Raw genomic sequence first — 26,942 nt, forward strand, 5'->3', positions numbered from 1 at the left:
CACCCAAAGAGAGGCAAACAGACACTTTTTTGACTGTCATCAACTTACCACGTTCAGCTTGTGATCTCTATACATATTGTATACGGACTCCGGAAGCTTATCGTCGGTTATGATGGTGAATTCAGGCTGGAGATCACTGAGCTTGAAATCTCCCTTTGTCTCGAATTTCGTGCTGTCCGCCAGCAGAAATACCTCGCTAGCATGGCCTATCAGCATGCACTGATTCTCATAGGTCTCCCTTATAAAATCATGTGCGCCATCCTCGACCGAAAGTGCCGAAGGTACTACAAATGCCTTTGAAAAATACAGTTTCTGCATCGCCTCATGTGTCAGGAAGCCATAAAACAACTTCTCCTTCGGGAGATATTCACCGCCCAGCAGGGTTATCCTGTAATTTCCACATTCCGATAATATGGAGAACACCTCCGAGGAATAGGTTATGACGGATAGTGAGTCAAAATTGCGCGCCTTCAGTGCCATGGCGAACAATGACGCCGTGCTGCCTGAATCTATCGCTATGGTGTCTCCATCCTTCACATACTCAAGCGCTTTCCTGGCTATCTGCTCCTTGAGTTCCATATTGGATGTGCCCCTGACATCCATATCCTCAAACCGGTATCTCTTCTTCACAGAAACCGCACCGCCGTGTACCCTCGTGAGCATGTTGTTATTTTCAAGATCCTCAAGATCACGTCTCACCGTCTCGGTCGACACGCCCAGCAGCTCAACCAGTCTGGCAACAGTAACCGAATGATTAAGATTTACCTGATCCAATATTATCTGTTTACGCTGATCTGCTAACATCTGTCCCCTCCCTTACTTCCTTATAAACTGAGCCCTATGTTTTCTGACCTGCAACATGATTGTATCAAAATAAGCGGTGCCGTGTAAACCTTTATTCCGACATATCCAGTCCATACAGCCTGCAGAGAACCGCAGTATATCCCTCTATACAGTCGAGGATCCTGTCGATCTCCACATGCTCCTGTGCCTGATGCGCCTGACTCATCATCGCACCCGAATATCCTATAGTCGGTATGTTGTATTTGCCGCATATAACGCTTCCGTCGGTTCCAAACTGCCAGTATATCTTCTCAACATCCTGACCAAGCTCCTTAAGCGTCCTGTATGTCAGCTCGACATACTCATTATCCTTGCCGGTCACCCACGCCGGATGCTGCTTTGCCGCCTCCGTCTCATAACCGGTGTAACACGTCCTCTTATTCATTCTCGGATGAACGACAGCTCTGAGCTCAGGATCCTTTTTCTTCTGCTCATCCAGGAATTTCTGAACCCTGCTCACCGTATCCTCTATGGTAATAGGTGGCACATATCTCTGATCCACTGTGATTTCACAATAGTCCGGCACACAGGAATACTTCTGTCCCGGTGTTACCACCACATCAGTGATGACCATGGACGTCTTACCCATCTCATGTACGAGCGGTTCACTGCCAAAGTTATGCATGATCGCATCCATTATAGGGAGCGCTTTCTCAACAGCATTTATGCCCTCCTGCGGAGCGGACGAGTGCGCCACCTTACCGTACACCTCTATGACAAGCTCGATCTTGCCTCGCTGTCCGATGGCAAGATTGCCGTCTGACGGCTCCCCCAGATAGCACAGGTCAACATCAAGGCCGTGCTCCGGAAGAGTGTGCTCCATAAGATAAATCGTTCCGATACTCTCCGCCGGCTCCTCATAGACGACTGTAGCAAATATAAGATTGCCCGATATCTTCGCCCCGGCATCCACCAGCTTTTTGATCTCCATAAATGCAAAGAATTCCGAAGTCAGGCCAGCAAGCATATCGCTTATGCCTCTGCCGTATAACTTTCCATCCTCCACCTTCGGCTCAAATGGCAAATACGGACTCCATGCATCTATGCTTCCCTCAGGCACAACATCCATATGTCCAGTCAGAAGCACGTTTGGACCGTCACCCTCTCCGCGGATGACTCCGACCACGTTGCCGCACTCATCGCGGAAATGCTCAATACCAAGCTCATCCATGGCCTGCATAAACACCTCCGAGGTGGCTTTCTCCTCCCCGGAATATGCCTGTGCGCGTATATTCTTACTGACAAATTCTACCCATGAATCTTCCATATTCTTATAATAATCCTTCATGCTATACATCTCCCTTTCCTGAACCGGTTTCATAATACGATCTGCTGATCATCAACTGATACGGGTACTCTTCTCCCTCGCAACGTCGAGCCAGTAATCCAGCCTTGAATCGAGCCAGAAATGCTGCAGTCTCGCCATCTTCTGTCCATACCAGTTCATGTAATCAAACTCCACGTTGGAGCTGGCCGCCTGATACAGTGCCCAATACGCCCACTTGATATCGCAGGCTATCTTGTTCAGCTTCATTCTAGCAAATGCTCTCTCATCAACCTTGCCTCCGCCGTATATCTTCATCATCTCCACGTCCATATCCTCGGTGAAATAGTTCACAGCAGATATCAGCCCCAGATCCACATAAGGATCATTCATGGACGCATACTCATAATCTATGATCTTCAGATCATCTGTCTCCTCGTTGTACATCAGGTTGTTTGTCCAGAAATCATTGTGGCACGGACACAGCTCCTCACTGCCCGCCAGCGCCTTCTCAATAGCAGAGAGCAGATACTCCATCTTGTCATTAAACGGTGATATATAGCCGCCCTTCTTCGCCCTTGCGTTCATATCCCACGCCTGTTCAAATATGCTCTGCTTCAGGTTCAGCGGCTTTGTCTCGAGATGGTGGAAGTCCCTGATCCTCTCGAATATCGACTGGAATATATCTTTGTCATACACATCGCCAAATGTCACCTGGCGGTAGCCGTCAAGCCACTGGAATATCTCAACACCTGTATCCTCGAAATAATAATAGACTCTTGGGCCTGCCTTGCTCTCGTCCGCGATCACATTTGCCTCGTGGCATACTTCACGGTTTATGTAATCCGTGCCGGCTCCCGGTATCTTGAGGAAGAAATGCTCTCCCTCCACATCCACTTTGAAATTCGGATTCGTTATTCCTCCTGAAACGGGCTTGTAACTGATCTCCTTGCCCTTCCAGTCATCGACCCTTGCGATCGCCTCATCAATTGTTGTCTTGCGCATAAAAAAGCCTCCTCTCCTACTTGCTCTCATCAATCAATGCTTCTCTTCCAACCTCTCCGGTTCTAACCTTCACAACATTTTTCACATCGTATACGAATATCTTGCCATCGCCATAGTTACCGGAGTACAGCACCTTCTCCGCAGTTTCCACAACCCTGGACACAGGTACAGTGCTGACTATGACCTCGACCTTCACCTTAGGGAGCAGGTTCAGATCCGCATCCGAGCTGCGGTAATATTTGTCATTATTTCCCTTCTGTATACCATATCCGGTCACATCCGTGATCGTAACTCCAGTTACATTTATGTCATTCATGGCGTGAAGCAGTGCGTCAAGCTTGTTCTTTCTCGCTATGATGACCACCTTGGATATGTTAAGATTCTCCGCATTTTCTGTGCTGTCAAATGCCTTGCCATCGATCTCAGGCACATTCATCATAGGCGCGCTTATTCCGTCTGAGGACAGCACCTCTGTGTAAGTATTTGAAAATCCGTGCTCACTGATATCCAGTCCATCCATCTCATCCTCAGCCGATACACGAAGGCCGATGGTCTTCTGAACGATCTTGAACAGTAGTGCCGAAGCTGCAAATACATACAGGAACACAACTATTCCGCCAAGGATCTGGATTCCGCACTGGTAGCCACCACCGCCGAGCAGCAGGCCCTTTGTCTTTGTGGCGGTTCCGTCTGAGAACAATCCAACCGCTACAGTTCCCCACAGGCCACCGAATCCGTGTGCCGCGATGGCTCCCACAGGATCATCTATCTTTACCACGTTCTCTATGAAATGCATTCCCCCAACTACTATCGCTCCGGCCACGATTCCGACCAACACCGCAAGTGGTGTACTTATAACGTCGGCTCCCGCAGTGATAGAAACCAGGCCTGCCAGAGCGCCGTTGAGTGTCATGGCGATATCTGGCTTCTTCTTCCACGCCCAACTTATACACATCGCTGTGACTGCTCCAGCCGCAGCGGATAGATTGGTGTTACAGAACACCTTGCCAACTAGCGACACCGTATCTCCTGTCAGTGGCAGAACCGAGCTTCCGTTGAAGCCGAACCAGCCAAACCACAGGATAAATATTCCAAGCACTGACAGCGGCATGCTGTGTCCCGGTATCTTCTTCGACTTTCCGCTTCTTGAATACTTTCCGATACGCGGGCCGAGCATCCACGCTCCTGCAAATGCAGCGGCACCGCCCACCATATGTACAACTGTGGATCCGGCAAGATCATGGAATCCGAGCTGTGCCAGCCAACCGTCTCCCCATATCCAGTGTCCCGATATAGGATAGATCACCAGACTTATCATCAGACTGTAGATACAATATGCTGCAAATTTAGTTCTCGCCGCCATGGCACCCGACACGATGGTCGCCGCCGTCGCAGCGAATACTGTCTGAAATATCAGGAATGCCCAGAATGGGATCCCGTCAGGAAGCATGCCGCCTCCATATACCGATTCCATTGCCACACCTTTGATCTTACCCAGTACAGCTCCGTCGCCGCCATACATAATTCCGAATCCTATCAACCAGAACGTCACCGAACCGATACAATAGTCAACCAGATTCTTCATGGCGATATTTCCTGCATTTTTTACCCTCGTCATGCCGGTCTCAAGCATCGCAAAGCCCGCCTGCATGAAGAAAATGAGTACCGTTCCTACCATAATCCATATCGTACTGACTGCACTATATTCCATCACGATTCCTCCTTAATCTCTGTTATATCTGTCCTGCCTTGTGACAGCGAACCGTATGTCCCGGTGATACCTCTGTCTCCTCCGGGCGCTCCTTCATGCAACGTTCATCCGCATATATACAGCGTGTACAGAACGGACATCCCGGCATCGGCTTTGCCGGATCAGGTATATCACCTGGCTTAAGGTCTATGTCAAAGCCCGCATCCTCAAGTCCCTTGCTTATACTCGGAGCCGCCTTGAGCAGAACCTTTGTATATGGGTGCTGCGCATTCTTGTATATCTCGCTGCTCGGTGCACTCTCGACTATCTCTCCGAAATACATGATCTTTATCTGATCCGCGATCTGTCTCACCACAGCCAGATCGTGGGCGATCAACAGCATGGACAACTTATATTTGTCCTGCAGATCCATCAGCATATTTATGACCTGTGCCTGCAATGACACGTCCAGTGCCGATATAGGCTCATCGGCAAATATGATCTTCGGTGTGACAACCAGACACCGCGCTATGATTATCCTCTGTCTCTGTCCACCGGATAACTGATGCGGGTATCTGTCAAGGAACATCGGTGCCATTCCGACCTGTGAAAGTGTGTCCAGAATGATCTTCTCCCTCTCCTCCTTGTCCTTCACTCCATTCAGGATCAATGGCTCCTCAAGTGATTCACGGATACTCATTCTCGGATGCATCGATCCCAGAGTGTCCTGAAAGATCATCTGTATCTTTGCCTTCATATCGCTCTTTTCCTGGGGCGTCATATCGTCCACTGATTTCCCTTCAAATATGATACTTCCGTCCGTCTTGTCCTCAATTCCCAGCAGGACTCTCGTCAGCACCGTCTTGCCACAGCCCGACTCTCCGACGATCGCAAGTGTCTTGCCCTTTTCCAGCTCCAGCGAGACATGGTCGACTATGTTCTTCTGTCCGACAACCTTGTTGAACATTCCCTTTTTCACCGGATACTGCTTCAACAGATTATCGCAAGATAATACTATATCCTTCATATGATCACCCCAATTCTGTATCTTCGTTAATGTCATAATCCAGTGGGAAATGGCAGGCACACATATGTCCCTCTCCAACCGGTTTCAGTGCCGGCACCTCTTTATGACATATATCTTTCGCATATTCACAACGGGAAGCAAATGGACATCCCTCCGGGACATTTGACATATCCGGCGGGAATCCCGGAATGGATTTCAGTCTCTTCGTCTTACGAGCCTCGAGAAGCGGAACAGAACGGATAAGTCCAACCGTATAAGGATGCTTTGGATTTCTGAGCAGATCCTTCTTGGATGCCGACTCCACGCATCTTCCCGCATACATGACAAATATGTCGTCTGAGAACTGGGACACCACGCCAAAGTCGTGGGTGATTATCATGATGGAGATGCCGGTCTGCTTCTGCACCTCACTGAGGGCTTCGATGATCTCCGCCTGAATGGTGATTCCAAGACTTGTTGTAGGCTCGTCCGCTATGAGCAGATCCGGGTACAATATCATTGACATCGCTATGAATATCCTCTGTCTGAAACCCGCTGAGAACTCACACGGGTATTTCTTTATGACCTCCTCGCCGTTGGTTATTCCGACAAGCTTGAGAACTCTCATTATCTCCTGTTTTGCCTTTTCTGAACCCGATGGGGTATGTGCGTTATAGGCCTCGGCAAGCTGTGCTCCAATTGTCATGTAGGGATTGAACGATGTAGTAGGATCCTGGAATATCATGGAGATCTCATTTCCACGGATGCTCTTCATCTCCTTCTCCGGGAGCTTCAGTATATCCTGACCTTTGAACCTGATCTCGCCGCCTGCTATGTAACCCGGAGATTCCACGATCCTCAGTATCGATCTCGCCGTCACGCTCTTGCCGGAACCACTCTCTCCTATTATTCCAAGCACCTTGCCCTTCCGCAGTGAGAAGTTGACTCCCTCAACTGCTTTCACGACTTTGTGCGGACCGGTCTTGAAATAGGTCTTTAAATCCTTTACCTCAAGGATCACATCTGTATCTTTTTCTGTATTATTATCCATACTGTTATCCTCCTATTTGCGAAGCTTTGGATCGAAATGAACCTGAAGATTGTCACCGATAAAATTCAGTCCGAGAACCATGATGATAAGAACGATGCCGGGGATCATGATATACCATGCATCAGATGCAATATAGCCACGGGCATCGGACATTATGTTTCCAAGGGATATCTTTGGCGGATTTATACCGAGTGACATGTAGCTGAGCAAGCTCTCGTTGATGATCATTCCGGCGATATCAAGCGGTATAAGAGGAAGCATGGCAGGGATCAGATTCTTGCCGATATACTTCGTGGATATCCTCCATGAGCTCGCCCCCATGAGCTTTGCCGCTGCGATATAATCTGTGCTCTTCTGGGGTATTACATTTGACCGCACCGTTCTCGCATAGGCCGGCCACAGTGCCAGACTCAGCACTATGGTTACCGACACCTCATTAGGTGCGAACAGTGTGAGTGCGATCATGGCAAGTACGATAAATGGGAATCCCATCTGTACATCGGTGATTCTCATCAGCACTGAATCCAGAGGTCCCGGACTTGTGAGACCGGATATGATTCCGACTATCAGTCCTATGAGAGCGGCCAGCAGAACGCTGCAGAAACCAATTATGACTGAGGTACGGATTCCATACAAAAGTCTCGAGAACAGATCACGTCCTATGGCATCAGTTCCCAGCCAGTGTGCCGGATCCTGAAATGGTTTCAATAATCTGATGGATGGATTTGCCTTGCCCGGGTCCGACGGCGCGATGAGCGGCGCAAAGATTCCGGCAAGGAGATAGATTCCTACAATAATGATTCCAAGTGTAAATAATTTGTTTTTACCAATCCACTGAAGGACTGATCTAAATTTACTTTTTTTCTTCATAATTACAGTCCTCCCTGTGCTTTTCTCATTCGTGGATCAAGACGGATACTTCCAAGATCAATGGCAATATTCAAAACAATAAAGAATACGGAAAACAGAATGATAATTCCCTGGACCAGGTTGTAGTCTCTTCGAAGGATCGCATTTAACACCGTGTATCCGATTCCCGGGAAGTTAAATACATACTCGACAACAACGATACTTCCTACCAGAAAGCCAAGCTGTGTTCCTAGGGATATCAGTACAGGGATAAGTGAATTCCTGAGTGCGTATTTGAAATATATCGCCACTGTCGATATTCCTCTCGCATATGCAACCTTGACAAATTCCTGATTGTAACTGTCGATCAGTGAGGAACGCACCACCTTGGTGAGCACCGCCGTAAGCGGAAGTGCCAGTGCAACTGTCGGGAGCACGCAGGATGCAGGTCCCGAATAATCCATTGACGGCAGCAGTCCAAGTCTGACTGAGAAAATAATGATCAACACGGAGGATACCCAGTAGTTAGGCATTGACTGGAACAGTACCGCAATACTCGAGATGAGACGATCCTCCCATTTATTTCCATTTAGTCCTGCGATGGTTCCCAGGATCAGGGATAATATGATCGATATGACCACTGAAGATATCAGCAGTATCAATGATAAAGGTGTGGCCTGCTCCATAACATTCAGGACTGTATCGCTCTTGAAATATGACTCTCCAAGATCTCCATGGAACAGATTCACCATGTACATTTTAAACTGCTCCGGGATGGACTTTTCCAGTCCCATACTGTCTCTGATCGCCTGCTGCTGTTCTACTGTTGCTGTCGGAGCCATGACCTTCGCCGGATCTCCCGGTATCATTCGAAGTATTACAAAGCTGATAAATATAACGCAAAAGGTAACAAAAATGCCCTGTGCAAGTCTTTTTAAAACGGTTCCCAGCACTTTGATTTCCTCCCTTCTTAAAAAGGGCCACATGCTGTATCCTTACACATGCAGCCCCTTTTTGTGAATCTAATATATTGCTATACGCTTACTCTTTTGTGACATTTGTGAAGATATAATCTGCACCACTTGTGTACTCAAGACCCTTGACATTTGATCTTACTCCGAAGATAGTCATGGACTTGATGATAGGGATATCAGGCATCTCCTCTGCCAGGGCCGGAAGGTACTCGTCCTGAAGGATCTGCTTTCTCTTATCTGGGTCTGTCTCAGTTGCGAATCTGTCCATGATGTCCTGAAGCTCTGCCGTAGGCTCATAGTGGCTGATTCGACCTGCTGCATACCATGAATTCAGCTTCAGCTCAGGCTCGATACCTGATGGCTGCCATCCACAGTCGATCATGTAGCAAGGAGTTTCTTCATATAACACATCGCCCCATGATGAAGTATCAAGTGGAACGACCTTACAGTTGATACCGACAGCCTGTAAACAAGCTGCAATGTACTCGTAATATTCCTTTGTTTTAGGGTAAAAACCAACGGATGTGTAAATGTTGAGCTCTGGAAGGCCCTCGCCATTCTCATAGCCGGCTTCCTTCAGGCACTCTGCAGCCTTCTCAGGATCATATTCACCAACTCCGCCAACTGCCTTGTATCCCCAGATAGTTGAGGAAATAAAGCTGTCTGCCTTCTCTGCATATCCGCCAAATATATCATTTACGATTCCGTCATAATCGATCGCGTAGGCTATCGCCTTTCTGACGAGCTTCTCATTCATAGGCGGCATCTTGAACTTTGGAATAAGGTGCTTACACTCTGTGGTGAGAAACTTGTCAACCACGATATTGCTGTCTGACTCAAGCACAGACACCGCATCGGAATCAACACGCTCGATGACATCGGCCTCACCTGACTGCAATGCTGACAGACGTGTTGTGGCATCCGCAACGTACTTGTACTCGATCTTCTTTATCTTAGGAAGAGTTCCCCAGTAATCGTCGAACAGCTCATATGTCGCTGTATCGTTCTCAAAGCTTACCATCTTGTATGGGCCGGTTCCGTTGTATCTCTTATCCAGAGTGTTCTCAGGATCTGCAAGATCGTCAGCGGACATTATCGGAGTTGAACAAAGCATGTTGACCAGAGAGCCAAGAGGCTTTCCCGATGCCGGAGTTATGGTAAATGTATAATCGTCTATGACCTTACACTTTAACTCATCTGCCCACCATGAACCGGATACGTTCTGTGAGCTTGAATATGCCTCACATGATGCTGCGGCATCCTCTGCGGTAAAGTCTGAACCGTCGTGGAACTTTACGCCCTCACGAAGCTTGACCGTCAAGACTGTCTGACTGTCGTCATATGACCACTCAGTAGCAAGATTAGGCTGTGGCTCCTGTGTCTTCTCATCCATGACCAGTAGATGTTCCAGAGCTATGGCCTCTGCGTGAAGCATCATCGTGGAAGTGTGCTTCAGTGGGCTGAGTGATGCCTGCCAGTTCTCTGCTCCCAGGATCACCAGTGTGTCCTTGTCCGTCTTGGACTCAGAGCTTGTTGTCACTGCCTGTGTGCTCCCATCTGTACTTCCTCCAGAGCTTCCACATGCAGTCACCGTAAGTGCCAGTGCGGCTGCCAAAAGTATTGAGCAAATCTTCTTTTTCATAATTCTTCCTCCTTTTCGTGTGTTATCTATGACTCAAGCTGATGCAGACATTTATCGAGGGTTGATGCTATCCAGTCGATATCGCACTCCTGGAATGCCATAGGCGGACGAAGCTTTAAGACATTTCCATAAGGGCCTGCAACAGAAGTCAGTACATTGTTGTCTCGCAGAAGTTCGATGGCATCCAGTGCCTTCTGCTGATCCGGAGTCTTCTTGCCGTCATTCTTCGCAAGCTCAAATCCAATGAACAGGCCTGCGCCTCTGACGTCTCCCACAGAATCAGGATGTCTGTCCTTTACCTCCTGCAATGCTTTCAGAAGCTTTGCACCGACCACCTTGCAATGATCCTGCAGCTTTTCTTCTTTTATGACATTAAGCACAGCCTGTGCGGCTGCGATAGCCACTGGATTTCCTCCAAATGTATTGAAATATGGAAGTTTGTCGCTGAATGCGGCGAGTACCTCATGCTTGGCGGCAAGTCCTGATATCGGGATTCCGTTACCCATAGGCTTTCCTGTTGTCACCATGTCAGGTATGATCCCATGTCTGGCGAATCCCCAGAACGCATCTCCCGTTCTTGCAAATCCCGGCTGCACCTCATCAGCTATGAATACACCGCCATTCTTATGTACCACATCGATGGCCGCCTTCAGGAAACCGACCGGATTCGGATGTACTCCATCTGATGAGAATATAGAATCTGCAAGGAAGCATGAGAACTTATATCCTGCAGCCGCAAGCTCATCGATCTTCTTCTGCATCTCTCCTGAGTACCATGCGGTGAACTCCTCAGGTGTACCGCCATGTCTGTAATAGTCAGGTGTCTCAATGAGTCTTACATTCGGAAGCAGTGGCTGCTCACTTCCAAGGGCTGGTGAACATCCAGATGTCAGAGCACTTGTTCCGTGGTACGCCTCCCTTGAAACTATGATTCCGGTGCCGCCCGTGTATTCCTGTGCCACTCGGAGTGCCAGGTCATTTGCCTCAGAACCGGTACACATGAACATTATCTTGTCTATCTCGTCCGGCATCATCTTCAGCAGATCCTCACTGTAATCAATGATCCTCTCATGCAGATAACGTGTGTGGGTATTTAAAAGCTTCATCTGCTCTGTAACTGCCTCGACCACAGCAGGATGGCAATGACCGATTCCTGCCACATTGTTGTACATGTCCAGATATTTATTCCCCTCTGCATCCCAGAGGTACTGTCCCTGTCCTCTCACAAGGTTGACCGGCTTTCTATAGAAAAGTCTGTATGCGCCACCCATCCATTTCTCACGGCGGTTTATCATATCCCTTGTCGTGTTACTGAGCAGTGAACTGTAGTCATCACTGTAGCTGTTAGTGTCCATAATGCTTGATTTAGTAGCCATATTCCACCTCCAAAAGATTTCCCTGTTAAAACAAAAGGGGCACAGAGATGAAACTTTACAGTTCTATCTCCGTGCCCCTTTGCACTCTAAAATCAGATACGCGCTTCTGTTTTGCTTTGTATCATAGCCACGCCATGTGGGATTGTCAACACATTTTGTGGGTTTTTCTGGTTTTCATTTGTTTTTCATGTTTTTTTGTGTTGTTTTGTGGTTTTATTAGTTTATGTCCCCCAAATATTTATTTTATTAACCTGGGGCAGCGCACAAAAAAACATCACCCCTGTGTCTGAAGTGATGTTTTCCTGTTATATGTAATTATCAGTAATCCTGCCTGTATTATGCCTCGAACTTCTTCACAAGTATACTTGCGTTGTGTCCGCCAAATCCCAGTGAGTTGCTGAGCGCATATGTAATATTCTTGTGTACACCTTCGCCCATGGTGTAGTTGAGATCCATCTCACCCTCTGTCTCGCGGAGACCAACTGTTGGATGGATGTATGAATCCTCTATGGACTTCACACATGTTATGAACTCAACTGCTCCGGCAGCTCCAAACAGATGTCCTATCATGGACTTTGTGGAATTGATGTTCACGTTGTATGCGTCATCGCCCATAGCATACTTGATGGCTCTTGTCTCAAAGAGGTCATTGTGATGGGTACTTGTTCCATGTGCGTTGATGTAGTCAACGTCAGCAGGTGTGATTCCGGCCTCCTCCATGGCAAGCTTCATGGCACGTCCTGCACCACTTCCATCCTCCTTAGGGGATGTGATGTGATATGCATCACAGGTTGAACCATATCCGACTACCTCAGCCAGGATCTGGGCACCTCTCGCCTGAGCATGCTCAAGTGACTCAAGTACAACAACTCCTGCGCCCTCTGCTATTACAAATCCACATCTGTCCTTGTCAAATGGTATGGACGCTCTCATAGGATCCTCTGCACTTGAAAGCGCTGTCATTGAGATAAATCCTGATACATTTGTCTCACAGATAGGTGACTCTGCACCACCTGCAACCATGACATCGGCCTCTCCTGCCTGTATATATCTGTAAGCCTCTCCTATAGAGTTTGTTCCTGTGGCACAGGCTGTAACTATGTCAGTACATTTGCCCTCAAGGCCAAACTGTATTGCAACATTGCCCGCAGCCATGTTGGATATCATCATAGGAACCATCATTACACTGACTCTGTTCGCTTTGCCCTCTACAACCTTCTTGTGCTCCTTCTCTATGGTTGCCACACCGCCAAGTCCGTTTCCTATACATGTTCCGATCCTTGTTCTGTCTTCCTTCTCAAGGTCAAGACCTGCATCCTTGATCGCCTCGCCTGTAGCTGCTATGGCATACTGACAAAATGGCTCCATACGTCTTGCCGCCTTTGGATCCATATACTGCTTTGGATCAAAGTTCTTCACCTCAGCAGCAAGCTTGCACTTGTAATCGCTGACATCAAACTTTGTGATCTCTCCGATACCAACTGTATTCTTCTTTATATTATCCCAGAATTCTTCTACACTGTTTCCTATAGGTGTCACAGCACCCATGCCTGTTACAACTACTCTTTTCATCTCATACCTCGTATTTTTCATTCTATCTGCTGACAGTGCATTTTTGCACCCCAGATAAAAACAATTTTACCACAATGTAATATATATAACAAGGTTAAATAGTTTTGATTACTACATAGTTTGCTATTTGAGCAGTCCGCGGCTCTCCTTCAGGGTGAGTATCCTTCGGACGCTCTCGTCTATCCTGTCCTCTGACAGCTCGCCGTCCGCCACTGCCTGTTCTATGGAATTCACCGCCGACGCCATATCCTTCGGCTGCAGTATCATATCCATTCCGGCTTTTACCGACATCACTACCGCATCATCCACACTGTAATTGTCCGCTATGGATTCCATCTCAAATGAATCGGTTATGGCAACTCCTTCAAACTTCAGTTCATCCCTGAGAATACCGGTCGCTATCTTGTATGAGAGAGTGGCTGGAACCTCGTCTATATCCGGGACGATAAGATGTCCGACCATGACAAATTCTGCCCCCGCCTCTATACCCGACCTGAACGGCTGCATCTCATCCGCCATAATCTCTTCCTTTGTTCTATGCACATAGGCACTGCTATAATGTGAGTCCTCCGCCGTGTCTCCATGCCCCGGGAAATGCTTCAGGGTGCACATGACTCCTCCGTCGTTGAAGCCCTTCACCGCATTTCCAACGAGCTCTGCCGCCTGGGCGTAGTCATCACTGTATGCGCGCTCGCCAATAACCGTATTGTCTGGGTTCGACCATACGTCCGCCACCGGCGCAAAGTCGAGATTGAAGCCAAGCGCCGACATATCATTTGCTATGGTGTATGCGTTCTCATATGCCGTTTCGTCTCCGTCGTCCTTGTAATAGTACATGGAGCCTATATATGTGGTTCCGACAGTATCCATCAGGCGGTTTACTACGCCGCCCTCCTCGTCGGTCGCCACAAATAATCCTATACTGCTGTACTTCTGGGAGTTGTCGATCATCTCCTTCACCTGATCCTGACTCTCAAGGTTCTTCGCAAAGTACACGATACCGCCAACAGGATAATTCTCCAGAGCCTGTCTGGTCGCATCCCCTGCCACAGTCACGCCGTCCTCTCCCGTGAGCTCCTCCGGAGTCACAAACATCATCTGACAGACCTTTTCATGAAGCGTCATCCCAGCAAGTGTCTCATCCACCAGACTCGGCTTCTCCTCCTCGGTCACCTCCGTCGTTTCCTGGCTATCCTCGGTCTGCTCTTCTGTCGTAGTTCCTCTCTCCGTGACATCAGCAGCTACGCCTGTATTTCCATTGTCATTTTCTACGTGGCCCCCGGCTTTCCCCGCACTGCCTCTCAGCATGAAGATTCCCCATATTCCTGCTGTCAGGCACACCATTACGATCAATACCACAATTGCTTTTTTCATTGGTTTTCTCCGTGATTCAATTACAACTGGAACACAACCACCAGAAGCATCTTGAACTGCTCCTTGCCGTATACGGCATGTGGATGCTTTGCAGGCATTACTATTGACTCGCCCTCGTGGAGTTCATACTTGACACCGTCTATTGTCACCTCGCCCACACCGTCAAGGCACGTCACAAATGCATCTCCGTCAGACTCGTGTGTGCTGATCTCCTCATCCTTGGCAAATGCAAATAAGGTTATACTCATACATACATTCTGGGCAAGTGTCTTACTTACGACCTGTCCCTCCTGATATGCCACCTGATCCTTGAGCTTAAGTACCTCTGACTGTGCGATATTCTTCATGATTCCCATGTTCGTTACCTCCTGATATATTCTGATATATTGTTCGCTTATAGTATTATTCCACTTTTTAGTATTCTAGTATGTTGAAAAATCAACGTACTAGAATTGTTGTAATGATTTATTATGACATTTGTACGAATCAAAACAACCTGGCATGCACACATTACTATCAGAGTACATCTGATCAATAACAAATGCCCAAAATATGACAAAAAAAGCCATTTTTCTATTATAAGTATAGTTTTATCTTTTGTAAACCCAATACCATTCAGCTATTATTAATTAGTGAGGGTCACTACGTTTTTTTGGATTTAAAGGAGCTCTGATTATTATGATAGGTGAACAATTAAGAACACTGCGCACCGCGAACAAGATGACACAGAAAGAGCTTGCAGGGGAGTTATCAGTGGCATTCCAGACTATAAGCAATTGGGAGAACAATTCCATCGACCCGTCTGTGAGCATGATTCTCCGCATCGCTGAATATTTCAACTGCTCCACTGATTATCTTCTCAAAGGGGATGATTCAAGTGCCAAGTATATTGATACAACCCAGTTGACAGAACATCAGCACGCACAGCTTCTTGGGCTTGCAAAGGAATTCTCCAAACTGAACAAGAAATAAAATATAACTTTATAATGTTCATATTACAGATACAGGGTATCACAACATTGTTGCGATACCCTGTTTTCTATTTGTATTATTCCAGATCGTGATCTGTATATCCTACAGGCTCATTCCACCGTCAACCTTGATGACCTGTCCTGTTATATATGATGCCTTGTCCGAAGCAAGGAACGCTGCTGTCTCAGCGATGTCTGATACTTCACCAAGTCTCTTGACTGTGATATGGTCAAGCATAGCCTCCTTTGCCTTGTCTGAGAGTGCATCTGTCATGTCTGTCTTGATGAATCCAGGAGCGATGGCGTTCGCTGTGATTCCACGGCTTCCGAGCTCCTTGGCTATAGACTTGGTGATACCTATAACTCCAGCCTTGGATGCTGCGTAGTTCACCTGTCCTGCATTTCCCTCTATACCTACTACGGATGACATGTTGATGATACGTCCGTACTTCTGCTTCATCATGGTTCTGTACACATGCTTGATACAGTTGAATGTACCCTTGAGGTTGATATTGATAACATCGTCGAAATCAGCCTCCTTCATTCCAAGTACAAGATTGTCTCTTGTGATTCCCGCATTGTTCACGAGAATATCTATTCTTCCATATGTAGCAACTGCGAACTTCATGAGTGCCTCTGCCTCAGCGAAATCTGCCACATTTGCCTTGAAAGCCACTGCCTCTCCGCCTGCTGCCTTGATCTCCTCAACCAGGCTGTTTGCACGCTCCTCTGAGCCATTGAAGTTTACTACTACCTTTGCGCCATATCCGGCAAATGTCTTTGCTATCTCACGTCCGATACCTCTTCCGGCACCTGTTACTACTGCTACCTTATCCTTAAGCATTCAGTTCCTCCAATTTCGCTAAATCGTCTACAGTTGCAATATTTATACTCTTTACCTCTCTGTTGATCTTCTTCATGAAGCCTGTGAGAGTCTTGCCTGGGCCAACCTCGATAAATGTATCAACGCCGTCAGCTATCATGTTCTCTATTGTCTGCTGCCATCTTACTGATGAGTACACCTGTCTCTTCAGGAGCTCCTTAACCTTTGCTGCGTCTGTGATCTCCTCTGCGTCTGCATTGCAGTAGTAAGGAGCAAATCCCTCTGCAACATCCACGCCCTGAAGGAAGTCGTAAAGTTTCTCACCTGCAGGCACAAGCATCTGTGAGTGGAATGGACCACTTACGTTAAGTGGGATAACTCTCTTGGCTCCAGCCTCTGCAAGTGCTGCTGATGCTGCCTTAACAGCCTCTGCCTCACCTGATATAACGATCTGTCCAGGACAGTTGTAGTTTGCTATCTGTACCTTGCCAGGTGTGTTCTCACATATCTCGGCAATCTTGTCAGCGTCCATTGCTATGACTGCTGCCATTCCGCCCATTCCGAGAGGTACTTCGTTCTGCATAAGGATACCTCTTCTTCTAACTGTCTTGATGCCGTCAGCGAGAGTCATGGCTCCTGCTGCAACAAGTGCGCTGTACTCACCGAGTGAGAGTCCTGCAAATACATCAGCCTTGAGACCTGCGTTCTTCAGGTGCTCATATATGGCAACCTCTGCAGCAACCATGGCCGGCTGTGTGTACTCTGTCTTGTTGATGTCATCGTTCTCCTCGAAACAGATCTTCTTAAGCTCTATATCCAGAACGTCATCTGCCTCGTCAAATACCTTCTTGCTGTCCTCAAAACTGTCATAAAAATCCTTTGCCATGCCCACATACTGTGCGCCCTGACCTGGGAATATAACTGCTGTCTTACCCATTTCTTTTTTACCGCCTTTATTATATTTTGTAATTGATTTACATTCGCATATCATTGATGTCTGTCTGTACTGGATTTTATCAACCATCTCTCATGCTACATCCAGAAGCCAAGTCAACCATCCCTTATTATAGAACAGGGCTCCGCAAATCGCAAGGTCAAGAATTAATACTGCGTTAATACTTCAGCTTGCTCCGCACTTCGTAATGCCGGATTTTTTCAAGCGAGCTCGAAAATCCGGCATCGCTTGGCGGTGTATTAACGCATAAAAAAAGCACATGCCATCAAGCCCCACGGCTCAAAGCATCTGCTGTAAATAAACTCTCATATAATATATATAACCTTGGATGGTCAGTCAGGACTCATGTCCTGGCTGGCTACCAAAGTTATGTCATGTCCGATACATGACAACTTTGAATAACAAATGTATTCAAAACAGTCCAATCTGTTCAGTTAGCAATATTACTCCTCAACACCCTTGCTCTTAAGGTAGTTAAGTACGTCCTCAAATGTAGCTACGTCATCGAGCTCCTCAGCAGGGATCTCAACATCGAACTCATCCTCAAGCTTCATAACGATCTCGTAAAGATCAAGTGAATCAACACCAAGATCATCCTTGAAGTTTGTGTCAAGCTTCATCTCGTCCTGTGAAACTCCTAACTGCTCCTCGAATATTGCCTTAACCTTATCAAACATGTTTTAATCCTCCTAAACTATAGTAAATGTTACCATTATCCTCACGGACGCTTATACTATAACCTAAGGCTACAGTAAAGTCAACACGAAGATTTTCATTGTTTTTTCGCTTATTTTTCAGCGTCAGACTTGATCGCATCTGTCTCATATATGAACTTAACTGTGCTCTTTGTACCATCGATCGTACCTGTGAAGCTTGTGTAAGTTGTGTCGTCTGAGAAGAGTGCCTCTATATAATCAATGTCTGCCTGATAGTTGCCTGCAAACAGCTTTGTGATCTTCTTGATACCCTCTTCGTTGAACTGCTTCATTCCATCGCTGAGAGTCTTTGAACCTGTTACAAGCTCCTTTGCTCCGTCATTCAGAGTCTTGCTTCCGCTGTCAAGCTGTGATGCTCCATCACTGAGGGTCTTTGCTCCTGCTGCGATCTGGCCTGCACTTGAATCAAGAGTTCCTGCCGCTGTCTTTAACTGGCTGCTTCCATTTGCCAGTGTTAAGCTTCCCTGATACAGTGTGTTCATATTTGTTGATATTGTAGCTGCTCCATCGCTGAGAGTCTTTGTACCCTTCTTGAGTGCTGCTGCACCTCTTGAGAGATCTCCAGTTCCCTTTGCGATTGCCTTGACACCTGCATATGCGGAATCGATTCCTGTTGAAATGCTTGAAGCACCGTCACTGATGGTCTTGAGTCCTGTTGACAGCTCGCCCATCTTGGTATCCAGTGTCTCAGCACCCTGCTGTAATGCTGTTATCTGTGCTGTTGTCTCCTCTGAAGTCAAAGTAGCTGTGAGGGTCGTTCCTATCTGATCGATCGCATTGAGAGCACCCTTTGCCTTTGCAAGGCCTGTGTACTGTGCAAAATATGCATCGTATGTTCCATCGCCCTTTGCCGCATCCAGAGTAGTCTTACCTAGTGCAAGTGCTCCTTCAAGCTGTGACATAGCCGCATCTATTCCGGCCTCGCTTGTTATGGAACCGCCGAGCTGGCTGTATACATTTGACTGAGCCTGGCTTACGATCTGTGATGGCATTCCTGTCAGCATGGTGATCAATGTGTTCACACCATTATTGAGCTCTGTAGCGCCCTTTGCAAGCGCCTGTGAACCTGCATATGCATTGCTTGCTCCTGATGCCAGTGAGCTTGCGCCCTTGGAAAGTCCAGGATTGCTGTCTGTTCCCTCAAAGCCTGCCTGAAGTTCCTTTGCACCACTGCTCAGCTTGTCAGCTCCGCTCTTGAGTGTGCCAACGCTTGTATCGACTGTCTTTGCTCCTGTTGCCAATGTCTTTGCACCATCGTTGAGAGCTGATGAACCATCCTTTATGGACTTGATTCCATCGTCCAGAGTTCCCATGGCTGTTGATATCTGTGAAGTACCTGCTGCAAGCTGGCTTGTGTAAGTCTCAAGTGAAGCTGCACCGTCTGCCAGTGTGTCAGCGCCCTTCTTCAGTGAGTAAGTACCATCCTTCAGAGTCTCCAGACCATTTGTGATCTTTCCTGAACCCTCCTCGAGCTGATCTGCAGAATCACCGAGCTGACCTACGCTGTCTGTGAGTGAGCTCACATCTGCCTTGTCCTCAACCTCGTCTATGGCATCCTCTGCGCTTGATCCAAGAAGGTCACTTGCTGCAACCGTCATGGTCATTGAGAGCTCGAAGTCTGTGACATCCGCTGTAACCTCAACATAATCAGGTACATCTATGTTATCAAGTGCTGTCTCTATCTTGCTGTCATTTATACCATCCTGTAAGCACTGCTTGAATCCAGGAACTGCATATCCGACTACGATCTGGTTGCTTCCCTCTGAGATGACCTTACCATTCTCAACCTGAACGTTTGAGAACTTATCTACAGGAAGGATCATTCCTGAGAGCATTACAAATGGTGAGATGACCTCTGTATTCTTGCTGTCCACTGTAACTGTCTTCTTGGTGTTGTTGGTATAATCAAATCTGATGGTGACCTTACCGCTCTTGCCTGCAAGCTCTGAAGGCTCTATCTCCTCGCCGTCCAGCTTGTATGTTACCTTTACGTCAACAGGGAGCTCCTCATTTGACTTGCCCTGATAGTAGATATCTGATCCATTTGCAGCCCATGTTATAGTGCCATCGCCGTTGTCCTTGTATTCCTCATAGCCCTTTACGTTCTGGATGTCTGTGAGGTTTGTCTTGTCGTTGAGTCCCTCTGCACCGTCTGAGTTCTTCAGCCATGTGCTGACTGTAACGTCATTTGCATTTCCATTTGCATCGGCAAGGACATATACTGTCTCTTCCTTGTCTGCGTCAGATGCGCCATCCTTGGATATCTCAGATGTAAGTGCATCCTGAAGTGTGTCTGACTCGCTCTCGGTTGTAGCCTCGGCCTTGTCTGAGGATGAGCTGTCATTTGTATCTCCGCATCCTGTTGCCAGTGATGCCATCATAACTGCTGATAATGCAACGCATATATATTTCTTCCATTTGATCATATTATTACCTCTTTTCATAGATTACAAAAGTTCCGTAGTTACATCTGTTTATAACTGCTATGCCTGAGTGGCTGCAGTGTCCTCATCGCTAACCTTCGCTGATGGTCCATCCATCAGGTTCTTCCTGTATCTGAACATGATGACCTTATCGAAGAGCATCAGTGCTGATGGAAGCATCAGGATAACTGCACACATACTTATGAGTGCTCCACGAGCCATAAGTGTACACAGCGCGCTGATCATATCTATATCTGAGTAAAGACCTACGCCAAATGTTGCAGCGAAGAATGAAAGTGCGCTGACAACTATGGACTGTACTGACTCCTGGCATGCTGTTGCCACGGCGTCAAACTTTCTGTATCCGTTCAGTCTGTTTCTCTTGTACTTCGTTGTCATCAGTATGGCGTAATCAACCGTCGCGCCGAGCTGGATAGTACCGATAACTATTGAAGCTATGAACGGTATCTCTGTTCCGGTGAAGCACGGGATACCCATGTTGATGAATATCGCAAACTCTATGACTGCCACAAGTACGATTGGCAGTGATATTGAACCGAATACACAGAGGATGATGATGAATATCGCTCCGATGGATACTGTACTTACAGATGCGAAATCCTTATCTGTTATAGTGATAAGATCCTTTGTACAAGGAGCCTCACCAACCAGCATGTTCTTCTCGTTGTATGAATCGATGGTATTATCGATCTCTGTACACTGATTGTTAACCTCATCTGAAGCAACCTCGTACTCTGATCCGACGAGTATCAACTGCCAGTCATCGCTCTTGAGCGCCTCTGTGACATCTGAAGGTATGAAGTCGGTTGGAATACCTGCTCCAATGATGCTGTCAAGTCCGAGACAGAACTTAACTCCATCGATGTTCTCGATATCTGACATCATGTTTCTTGTGTCCTTGTCACTCTGATCATTTGTGACAAGTATCATATGTGTTGAATTCATGTTGAATACCTCAGCCAGCTCTGTGTTGGCCTGAACACTCTCCAGGCTGTCTGGAAGTGATGAATCCAGCTTGTAATAAACCTTTGTATGATTGTATCCGTATATTGCAGGGATCAGGATGATCACGAACAATACAAGGAATACTTTGTAGTGCTTAGCTATGAATTTTCCTAATCCCTTGAACTCTGGAAGTATTACTCTGTGTGTTGTCTTCTCTATCGCCTTGTCAAATACAAGGATGAGTGATGGAAGTATCGTTACACATGCGATAACTCCGAGTACGACACCCTTTGCCATGACGATACCAAGGTCAAGTCCGAGGGTAAAGCTCATGAAGCACAGTGCAACGAATCCGGCAACTGTTGTTATGGAACTTCCCACAACTGATGATATTGTCTCTGCGATGGCGTGTGCCATAGCCTCTTTCTTATCCGTGTATTCCTTCTGCTGTGCCTTGTAGCTGTGCCACAGGAATATGGAGTAATCCATTGTAACTCCGAGCTGAAGTACCGCAGCCAGCGCCTTTGTTATGTATGATACCTGACCCATGAGGATATTTGATCCAAGGTTGTACACGATCGCCATTCCTATACTTGCAAGGAAGAGTACCGGGATCATGATAGAGTCCATTGTGATCGCCAGGATGATACTACTCAGGATAACCGCTATAAGTACGTATATCGGGGTTTCCTTCTCTGACAGCTTCTTGGTATCGACGACAACCGCTGACATACCGGACAGGAAGCACTGCTTGTTTGATATGCTTCTTATCTCCTCGATGGCATCCATTGTGCCGTCCGCCGATGTGGTATCATCAAATATGATGGCCATCATGGTGGCATTCTTTTCGTCATTATTAAATGCATCATAAAGGCTTTCAGGAAGCATATCCTTTGGTACTGACAGGTCTGCAAAGCTGTCATACCATATAACCTTTGATACATGGTCTACTTTTTCAATCTTTGATTTCAGTGCGGATACATCTTTGTCTTCCATCCCCTCTACCACATACAGCGAGAAGGCTCCTGTACCGAACTGGTCAACCAGTATATCCTGACCTTCCATGGTCTCGATATCCTTCGGAAGATATGACAGAATATCGTAGTTTACCCTGGTCTTGATATAACCGTATGCCGCTGGTATGAGAAGAACTAAGCTGAGAATCAGTATTACGACCCTCGCACTTACTATCTTTTCTCCTAGTTTTAACATAGCCATAACATCTCCTTTTTCTATTCTGTGGTGGATTATACAACCTGATATTTCTTAAATAAACTACCCAAAATACGAAAACGTTTACATTTTGTTACAAATATGCTAATCTGTAACAAACGTTTGAACACATATTCAAAATTGATTATAAACAAATTATAAACTGAGGGAGGTTTGGGAAAGTGCCTAATCCAAGCGAGGAAAAGACTGAAGATAAAATTATCAAAAGCTTCAAAAAGCTTGTAAACGAATATTCCTTTGATAAGATCACTGTCACGATGATCGCTGAAGACGTCGGAATATCAAGACCGATATTCTACAGACATTTTAAAGACAAATATGAGCTGATGGATTACATGCTCTACAATGAGGTGACCAAGGAACTGGAGGTACTGCTTGAGCACAACATGATCCTTGAGGCCATAAAATATCTCTTCACACACATTATTAATGAAGCGAAGCTTTACAGAAAGCTTTTTGAGACAACCGGGCAGAACAGCTTTGAGCAGGTCATGATCGAACAGTTCACCAGTTTCTTCAAGGAACACCTGAAGATATTTGACACGGATCAGATTCCTGACAATCCTATGCTGTCTCCTCTTATTATATGTAAGTATCTGGTAATGGGTCTCACCGTTGCCATCAAGGGATACCTGAACAGCCCGGAGATCACGAGTATCAACGTGGATCAGGCTGTGGAGGCTTATTACTTCTTGGTGTCACACTCCATATTCGAGCTCACCAAGGAGGACTTCCGGCCGAAGCTGTTCCAGGCGGTGGATCGAAATTACATTACGCTGCCTTCCAAGAATTAACTGCCGGACGCCCATGGGTGCTGAGACGGACGCCCATAGGTGCTGACGAGGGATTGTGCCCATCCGGGAAAGCGCAAAAAGCCTACACGGTGGTAATCTACTTTTTCGTTAACACCTATGGGCTGGTTTTTTATAACATTAAATTACACTATATGTCATTTAATATTTTCATAATTATACAATTCCTCCTTATTCCTTCTTTTCCATTTACTTCTATGTTTTCGCTGCATGATGCATTCTGATTTTACTTCCGGCAGTTATTGGAAGCATGTGGAATTACAAAACTTGAAAATACAGGTTGCCAGTTACATATACATACGTCCTTATACCTCTTATCATTTAGCCTCTGACTGTAATCTGGCTTGATATATCTCGTTATTTCGGATGATCTCGTCAGCGGTGCACGGCATGTAGTTGTTGATCATGCAGCCTACATTGTAAGCACGTCCCTGGCCGGTCATGAAGCTGTACACTTCAGGACTGCTCTTGTGGATATGTCCATAGAAATGGTATGCCCCGCTTTTCTTCTTATTCCACTCAGCTATCGGAAAGTGACACATAACTATCAGCTTACCTCTGTCGCTCACATAGTCCATCTTCTGTATATCGTCGAAGTAGGACTGCAGCTTCTCACTTCCCATTATTACCTGATCGTGATTGCCAAGGATGAGGCGCTTGTGTCCTTTAAGTCTTGCAAGGATCGGCTCCGGATCTTTCAATTTAAAGCAGAAATCCCCGAGAATATACACTGTATCATTCTTTCCTACCCTGCTGTTCCAGTTATGTATCATTCCATCAGCCATATCATCCACATCTGTAAATGGTCTCTCATCAAATTTTATAGCATTTGCATGTCCAAAATGAAGATCTGACGTATAAAATATCATACAATATCACCTCTCATTCCTACTCAGCGTACCATGTAAATATATGCAGCAGCCTGGATAATTTTCTATGTCTGGCTGCTGCCATGATATAACATAACCCGTCAAACATTCACCGTGTTATCTCTTATGATCACCTATATCAGGCTATCGCCTTCCGCCTGCTTCATGTCATTATAAAACCATCTTCTAAGCGTGCATATATCCCTCGGAACATTTGCGGGATCCTCTGTATCGTGAAGCTTTCTCACCCACGCATAGTACTCATTTGCAAGAGGGGTGGTGAGTGCCGATGTCTTCTTGATATATCCGTTTCTGATAGCCTCATAGGATATTGTCCTCATAAACTTCCAGAAATTGTAGTATGCAAGCTTGAGCTTTGTCATATATCCGGCGCTGTCCTCGATGACAAACCCCTCTATGACTCTGCCGTTATACTCGTAATCATCCTCAAGGATATCATAATACCAGTCATAGAACTCCTGCCAGGTTGCAAGCTCGCAAGCCTTCTTCTTTGGTGTCAGGCCGAACCGGTGGGCTGTATCACACATCGCATCGTAATCATACTTTGCATAGTTTATCTGGTTGTAAACTATATCAAGCAGATACAGATTGCTCTCCGGGTACTCTATGATGTGAGGATCATGCTTCATATCAACACACTCAAATACAAATGTCACATTATTGTCCTTCGCAAACCGCTTCATATTCTCTATATTCTCCGGTGTCACCTTCTCATATATCATATCCTTCAGCCAGCCGGCGGATGGTCCCTCTATGGTGGATTTGCTCGCTATCAACAGATCGTCGTTGTACTCATCGTAGCTCACGAGTCCCAGGAAACCGTTCTCCTTGACATAGGCAGTCACCGGAAACTGCAGCTTATTCTGCAGCATATCAAACTTTGTCTCAGGGCGCTCATTGATATTAAAGAACTTGTCATACGCCCTCGCTGCGACTCTTCCCTTGAATGTGTCAATGTACAAGCCCCTTGCTCTTGTGGTCTGCTCATCCCACACCCTGTCATTGAATGCCTTGCTCGTGAAGTTGAATGACGAAATATTGCCAAATGTCTTCTCCTGTATGTACCTGTTCCCCCGCAAGGAGATGATCACATCTGCAACAGAGCTTGTGGTAACGGTCTGTTCCTCCTGTATCTCAGGTGCCTTGAACACATCATTGTGGATCTCCACCTCATGGATTCCATCAGCATCCACCCGAACGCATCTGAGTTCCCCGCCATACTCGACTCTGCCCTCAAGGTTGAACACTCTGTCATTCACCCGCACCGGGAGCAGCTTGGTGTTCCTGTGTCCATGGATCTGATAGTAATTCGCCGGCATCTTCCCGTAGAATGTCTCTGCGATCTTCTCGAAATCATTGTAAGCTCCGACTCCATGTATCATCTGATCAGTTGCCACAAATGTGAGATTGTCGGGAATCACACTGAGTCCCGCATGGGTCACCAGATATACATTATCACCGTAGCTATAGTAAGCACACTGTCCAAACCTTCTGTAAAGCTTCCGCACCTCCTTCTTGTCGATTCCGGAAGCATCGAGGATTGGTCTTGTCACAAGCTCAAACTCCTTCGACCTGCCGGTGCAGTCATTTGCCCACAGCCACAGCCATCTCTCGTGATTGCCCTCAAGCATGAGAACATTCTTCCTGTCCATGATAGATATCAGGAAATTTACAACCTCCGCATTCTCCACGCCTCTGTCGATATAATCACCTGTAAATATATAGAACTCATCATCCTTTATACCGCCATTGTCATCCAGATACTTCATCAGCGCTGTATAGCATCCGTGAACGTCCCCGATGTGATGGATCCTCTTATACTGGGAGAAATCCCTCTTCTTCATCCAGATGCTGTCAAGCTCGTCCGGCTTTATGACCGTGATTCCCGAAGGGATCTTTTGTGTGGCAAAGCGGGAGTACATCTTGTCAATAACGTCATCTGATACCCTCTTGAACTCCTCCCTCCCGGCATTTCTTCTCTTCACCTCTTCTATAGGTATATCTGTAAAATCTACACAATACATTCTGTATCTGTACGTCTCACACATATTCTTATATCTGTTTATCTCCGAAGTCTTGGAATTCGTGGCATCTATCACCGTAAATTCGCCCTTCTGCATGCGGATCTCAAGAAGGCTGAACAATGTCTTCCACACCGTACCATCATTGTTCTGACTGATTCCTCTCGTACCATCCACCTGCAGCACCGGACTCTGACAAAGCAGTCTGATGTCGTCCGCTGAAAGTGTGTATGGTTTTAATCCATTCTGCTCGATCCATGTAGATTTGCCACAACCGGCAGATCCCCTAAGCAAAAGCAATACTCTCATATTCTATCTGCCTCCTTCTTTACAATACTATTTTGTCCAATATACCCTATCTCCCTATATTTTTCACCCAACCTGTAGTTTAATCTATCTGTTTTCTAAATTGTGTTTCTTGGATGGTGTTTCTTGGATCGTTACAAAGTCATGGACAAACATAGAATTCGGCTCGCCGCAGATTTA

Annotated in this window: 22 protein-coding genes; 2 read left to right on the forward strand and 20 right to left on the reverse strand. The window is 46.5% G+C overall.

The window, feature by feature from the left end; genetic code table 11:
- Positions 1 to 39: 39 nt before the first annotated feature.
- From GT575_RS01285 to GT575_RS01345, 13 genes are all read right to left on the reverse strand, one after another.
- Complete coding sequence (locus GT575_RS01285) at positions 40 to 804, reverse strand: DeoR/GlpR family DNA-binding transcription regulator (RefSeq protein WP_022216977.1); 765 nt, start codon at positions 802 to 804, stop codon at positions 40 to 42.
- A 91-nt stretch (positions 805 to 895) separates the two neighbouring features.
- A complete protein-coding gene (locus GT575_RS01290; protein WP_161171332.1) occupies positions 896 to 2,131 on the reverse strand; it encodes a M20 family metallopeptidase in 1,236 nt (411 codons plus the stop codon).
- Positions 2,132 to 2,182: 51 nt separating this feature from the next.
- Positions 2,183 to 3,112, reverse strand: a complete 930-nt coding sequence (locus tag GT575_RS01295) for a choline kinase family protein (RefSeq protein ID WP_161171333.1) — start codon at positions 3,110 to 3,112, stop codon at positions 2,183 to 2,185.
- Positions 3,113 to 3,128: 16 nt separating this feature from the next.
- The gene (locus GT575_RS01300) at positions 3,129 to 4,823 is read right to left on the reverse strand and encodes an ammonium transporter (RefSeq protein ID WP_161171334.1); all 1,695 of its coding nucleotides are present in this window, start codon (positions 4,821 to 4,823) and stop codon (positions 3,129 to 3,131) included.
- Between the two features lie 22 nt (positions 4,824 to 4,845).
- Positions 4,846 to 5,829, reverse strand: coding sequence for an ABC transporter ATP-binding protein (locus tag GT575_RS01305; RefSeq protein WP_161171335.1), 984 nt, complete (start codon positions 5,827 to 5,829; stop codon positions 4,846 to 4,848).
- Positions 5,830 to 5,833: 4 nt separating this feature from the next.
- Entirely contained in the window at positions 5,834 to 6,859 is a 1,026-nt protein-coding gene (locus GT575_RS01310; RefSeq protein ID WP_015534631.1) for an ABC transporter ATP-binding protein, read from the reverse strand.
- 12 nt (positions 6,860 to 6,871) lie between these two features.
- Positions 6,872 to 7,729, reverse strand: a complete 858-nt coding sequence (locus GT575_RS01315) for an ABC transporter permease (protein ID WP_015534630.1) — start codon at positions 7,727 to 7,729, stop codon at positions 6,872 to 6,874.
- Positions 7,730 to 7,731: 2 nt separating this feature from the next.
- A complete protein-coding gene (locus tag GT575_RS01320; protein ID WP_055145097.1) occupies positions 7,732 to 8,661 on the reverse strand; it encodes an ABC transporter permease in 930 nt (309 codons plus the stop codon).
- Between the two features lie 88 nt (positions 8,662 to 8,749).
- Positions 8,750 to 10,324 (reverse strand): ABC transporter substrate-binding protein, encoded by a 1,575-nt coding sequence (locus tag GT575_RS01325; RefSeq protein WP_015534629.1) that lies wholly within the window; start codon positions 10,322 to 10,324, stop codon positions 8,750 to 8,752.
- Positions 10,325 to 10,350: 26 nt separating this feature from the next.
- Positions 10,351 to 11,700 carry an aspartate aminotransferase family protein gene (locus GT575_RS01330; protein ID WP_161171336.1) on the reverse strand — a complete coding sequence of 450 codons (1,350 nt, stop codon included), beginning with the start codon at positions 11,698 to 11,700 and terminating at the stop codon, positions 10,351 to 10,353.
- A gap of 336 nt (positions 11,701 to 12,036) precedes the next feature.
- On the reverse strand, positions 12,037 to 13,272 hold the full coding sequence (gene fabF / locus GT575_RS01335) for a beta-ketoacyl-ACP synthase II (protein WP_161171337.1): 1,236 nt from the start codon (positions 13,270 to 13,272) through the stop codon (positions 12,037 to 12,039).
- Between the two features lie 123 nt (positions 13,273 to 13,395).
- Positions 13,396 to 14,646, reverse strand: a complete 1,251-nt coding sequence (locus GT575_RS01340; RefSeq protein ID WP_161171338.1) for a glycoside hydrolase family 3 protein — start codon at positions 14,644 to 14,646, stop codon at positions 13,396 to 13,398.
- Between the two features lie 20 nt (positions 14,647 to 14,666).
- Entirely contained in the window at positions 14,667 to 15,002 is a 336-nt protein-coding gene (locus tag GT575_RS01345; RefSeq protein WP_117874424.1) for a cupin domain-containing protein, read from the reverse strand.
- 322 nt (positions 15,003 to 15,324) lie between these two features.
- Here GT575_RS01345 and GT575_RS01350 point away from each other — a divergent pair, with 322 nt between their 5' ends.
- Positions 15,325 to 15,618 carry a helix-turn-helix domain-containing protein gene (locus GT575_RS01350; RefSeq protein ID WP_015534624.1) on the forward strand — a complete coding sequence of 98 codons (294 nt, stop codon included), beginning with the start codon at positions 15,325 to 15,327 and terminating at the stop codon, positions 15,616 to 15,618.
- Positions 15,619 to 15,720: 102 nt separating this feature from the next.
- On the opposite strand, the gene fabG is transcribed toward GT575_RS01350, so the two are convergent.
- The 5 genes from fabG to GT575_RS01375 form a co-directional block, all read right to left on the reverse strand.
- Positions 15,721 to 16,461 (reverse strand): 3-oxoacyl-[acyl-carrier-protein] reductase, encoded by a 741-nt coding sequence (fabG, locus tag GT575_RS01355; RefSeq protein ID WP_022216988.1) that lies wholly within the window; start codon positions 16,459 to 16,461, stop codon positions 15,721 to 15,723.
- Positions 16,454 to 17,377, reverse strand: a complete 924-nt coding sequence (fabD, locus tag GT575_RS01360) for an ACP S-malonyltransferase (RefSeq protein WP_015534623.1) — start codon at positions 17,375 to 17,377, stop codon at positions 16,454 to 16,456. The genes fabG and fabD overlap by 8 nt, the downstream gene beginning before the upstream one ends.
- Before the next feature lie 461 nt (positions 17,378 to 17,838).
- Positions 17,839 to 18,072 (reverse strand): acyl carrier protein, encoded by a 234-nt coding sequence (gene acpP, locus GT575_RS01365; RefSeq protein WP_022216990.1) that lies wholly within the window; start codon positions 18,070 to 18,072, stop codon positions 17,839 to 17,841.
- Between the two features lie 110 nt (positions 18,073 to 18,182).
- Complete coding sequence (locus GT575_RS01370; protein ID WP_161171339.1) at positions 18,183 to 20,537, reverse strand: hypothetical protein; 2,355 nt, start codon at positions 20,535 to 20,537, stop codon at positions 18,183 to 18,185.
- A gap of 57 nt (positions 20,538 to 20,594) precedes the next feature.
- Entirely contained in the window at positions 20,595 to 22,712 is a 2,118-nt protein-coding gene (locus GT575_RS01375) for an efflux RND transporter permease subunit (RefSeq protein ID WP_161171340.1), read from the reverse strand.
- A 182-nt stretch (positions 22,713 to 22,894) separates the two neighbouring features.
- Here GT575_RS01375 and GT575_RS01380 point away from each other — a divergent pair, with 182 nt between their 5' ends.
- Positions 22,895 to 23,527 carry a TetR/AcrR family transcriptional regulator gene (locus GT575_RS01380; protein WP_055145091.1) on the forward strand — a complete coding sequence of 211 codons (633 nt, stop codon included), beginning with the start codon at positions 22,895 to 22,897 and terminating at the stop codon, positions 23,525 to 23,527.
- Positions 23,528 to 23,862: 335 nt separating this feature from the next.
- Here GT575_RS01380 and GT575_RS01385 read toward each other — a convergent pair whose 3' ends face one another.
- Both GT575_RS01385 and GT575_RS01390 read right to left on the reverse strand, forming a co-directional pair.
- The gene (locus GT575_RS01385; RefSeq protein WP_015534620.1) at positions 23,863 to 24,414 is read right to left on the reverse strand and encodes a Predicted phosphoesterase or phosphohydrolase; all 552 of its coding nucleotides are present in this window, start codon (positions 24,412 to 24,414) and stop codon (positions 23,863 to 23,865) included.
- A gap of 134 nt (positions 24,415 to 24,548) precedes the next feature.
- Positions 24,549 to 26,765 (reverse strand): RNA ligase, encoded by a 2,217-nt coding sequence (locus tag GT575_RS01390; RefSeq protein ID WP_055280205.1) that lies wholly within the window; start codon positions 26,763 to 26,765, stop codon positions 24,549 to 24,551.
- Between the last annotated feature and the right edge of the window lie 177 nt (positions 26,766 to 26,942).

The sequence above is a fragment of the Coprococcus sp. BIOML-A2 genome (assembly GCF_009875795.1).
GTDB classification, from domain to species: domain Bacteria; phylum Bacillota; class Clostridia; order Lachnospirales; family Lachnospiraceae; genus Coprococcus; species Coprococcus aceti.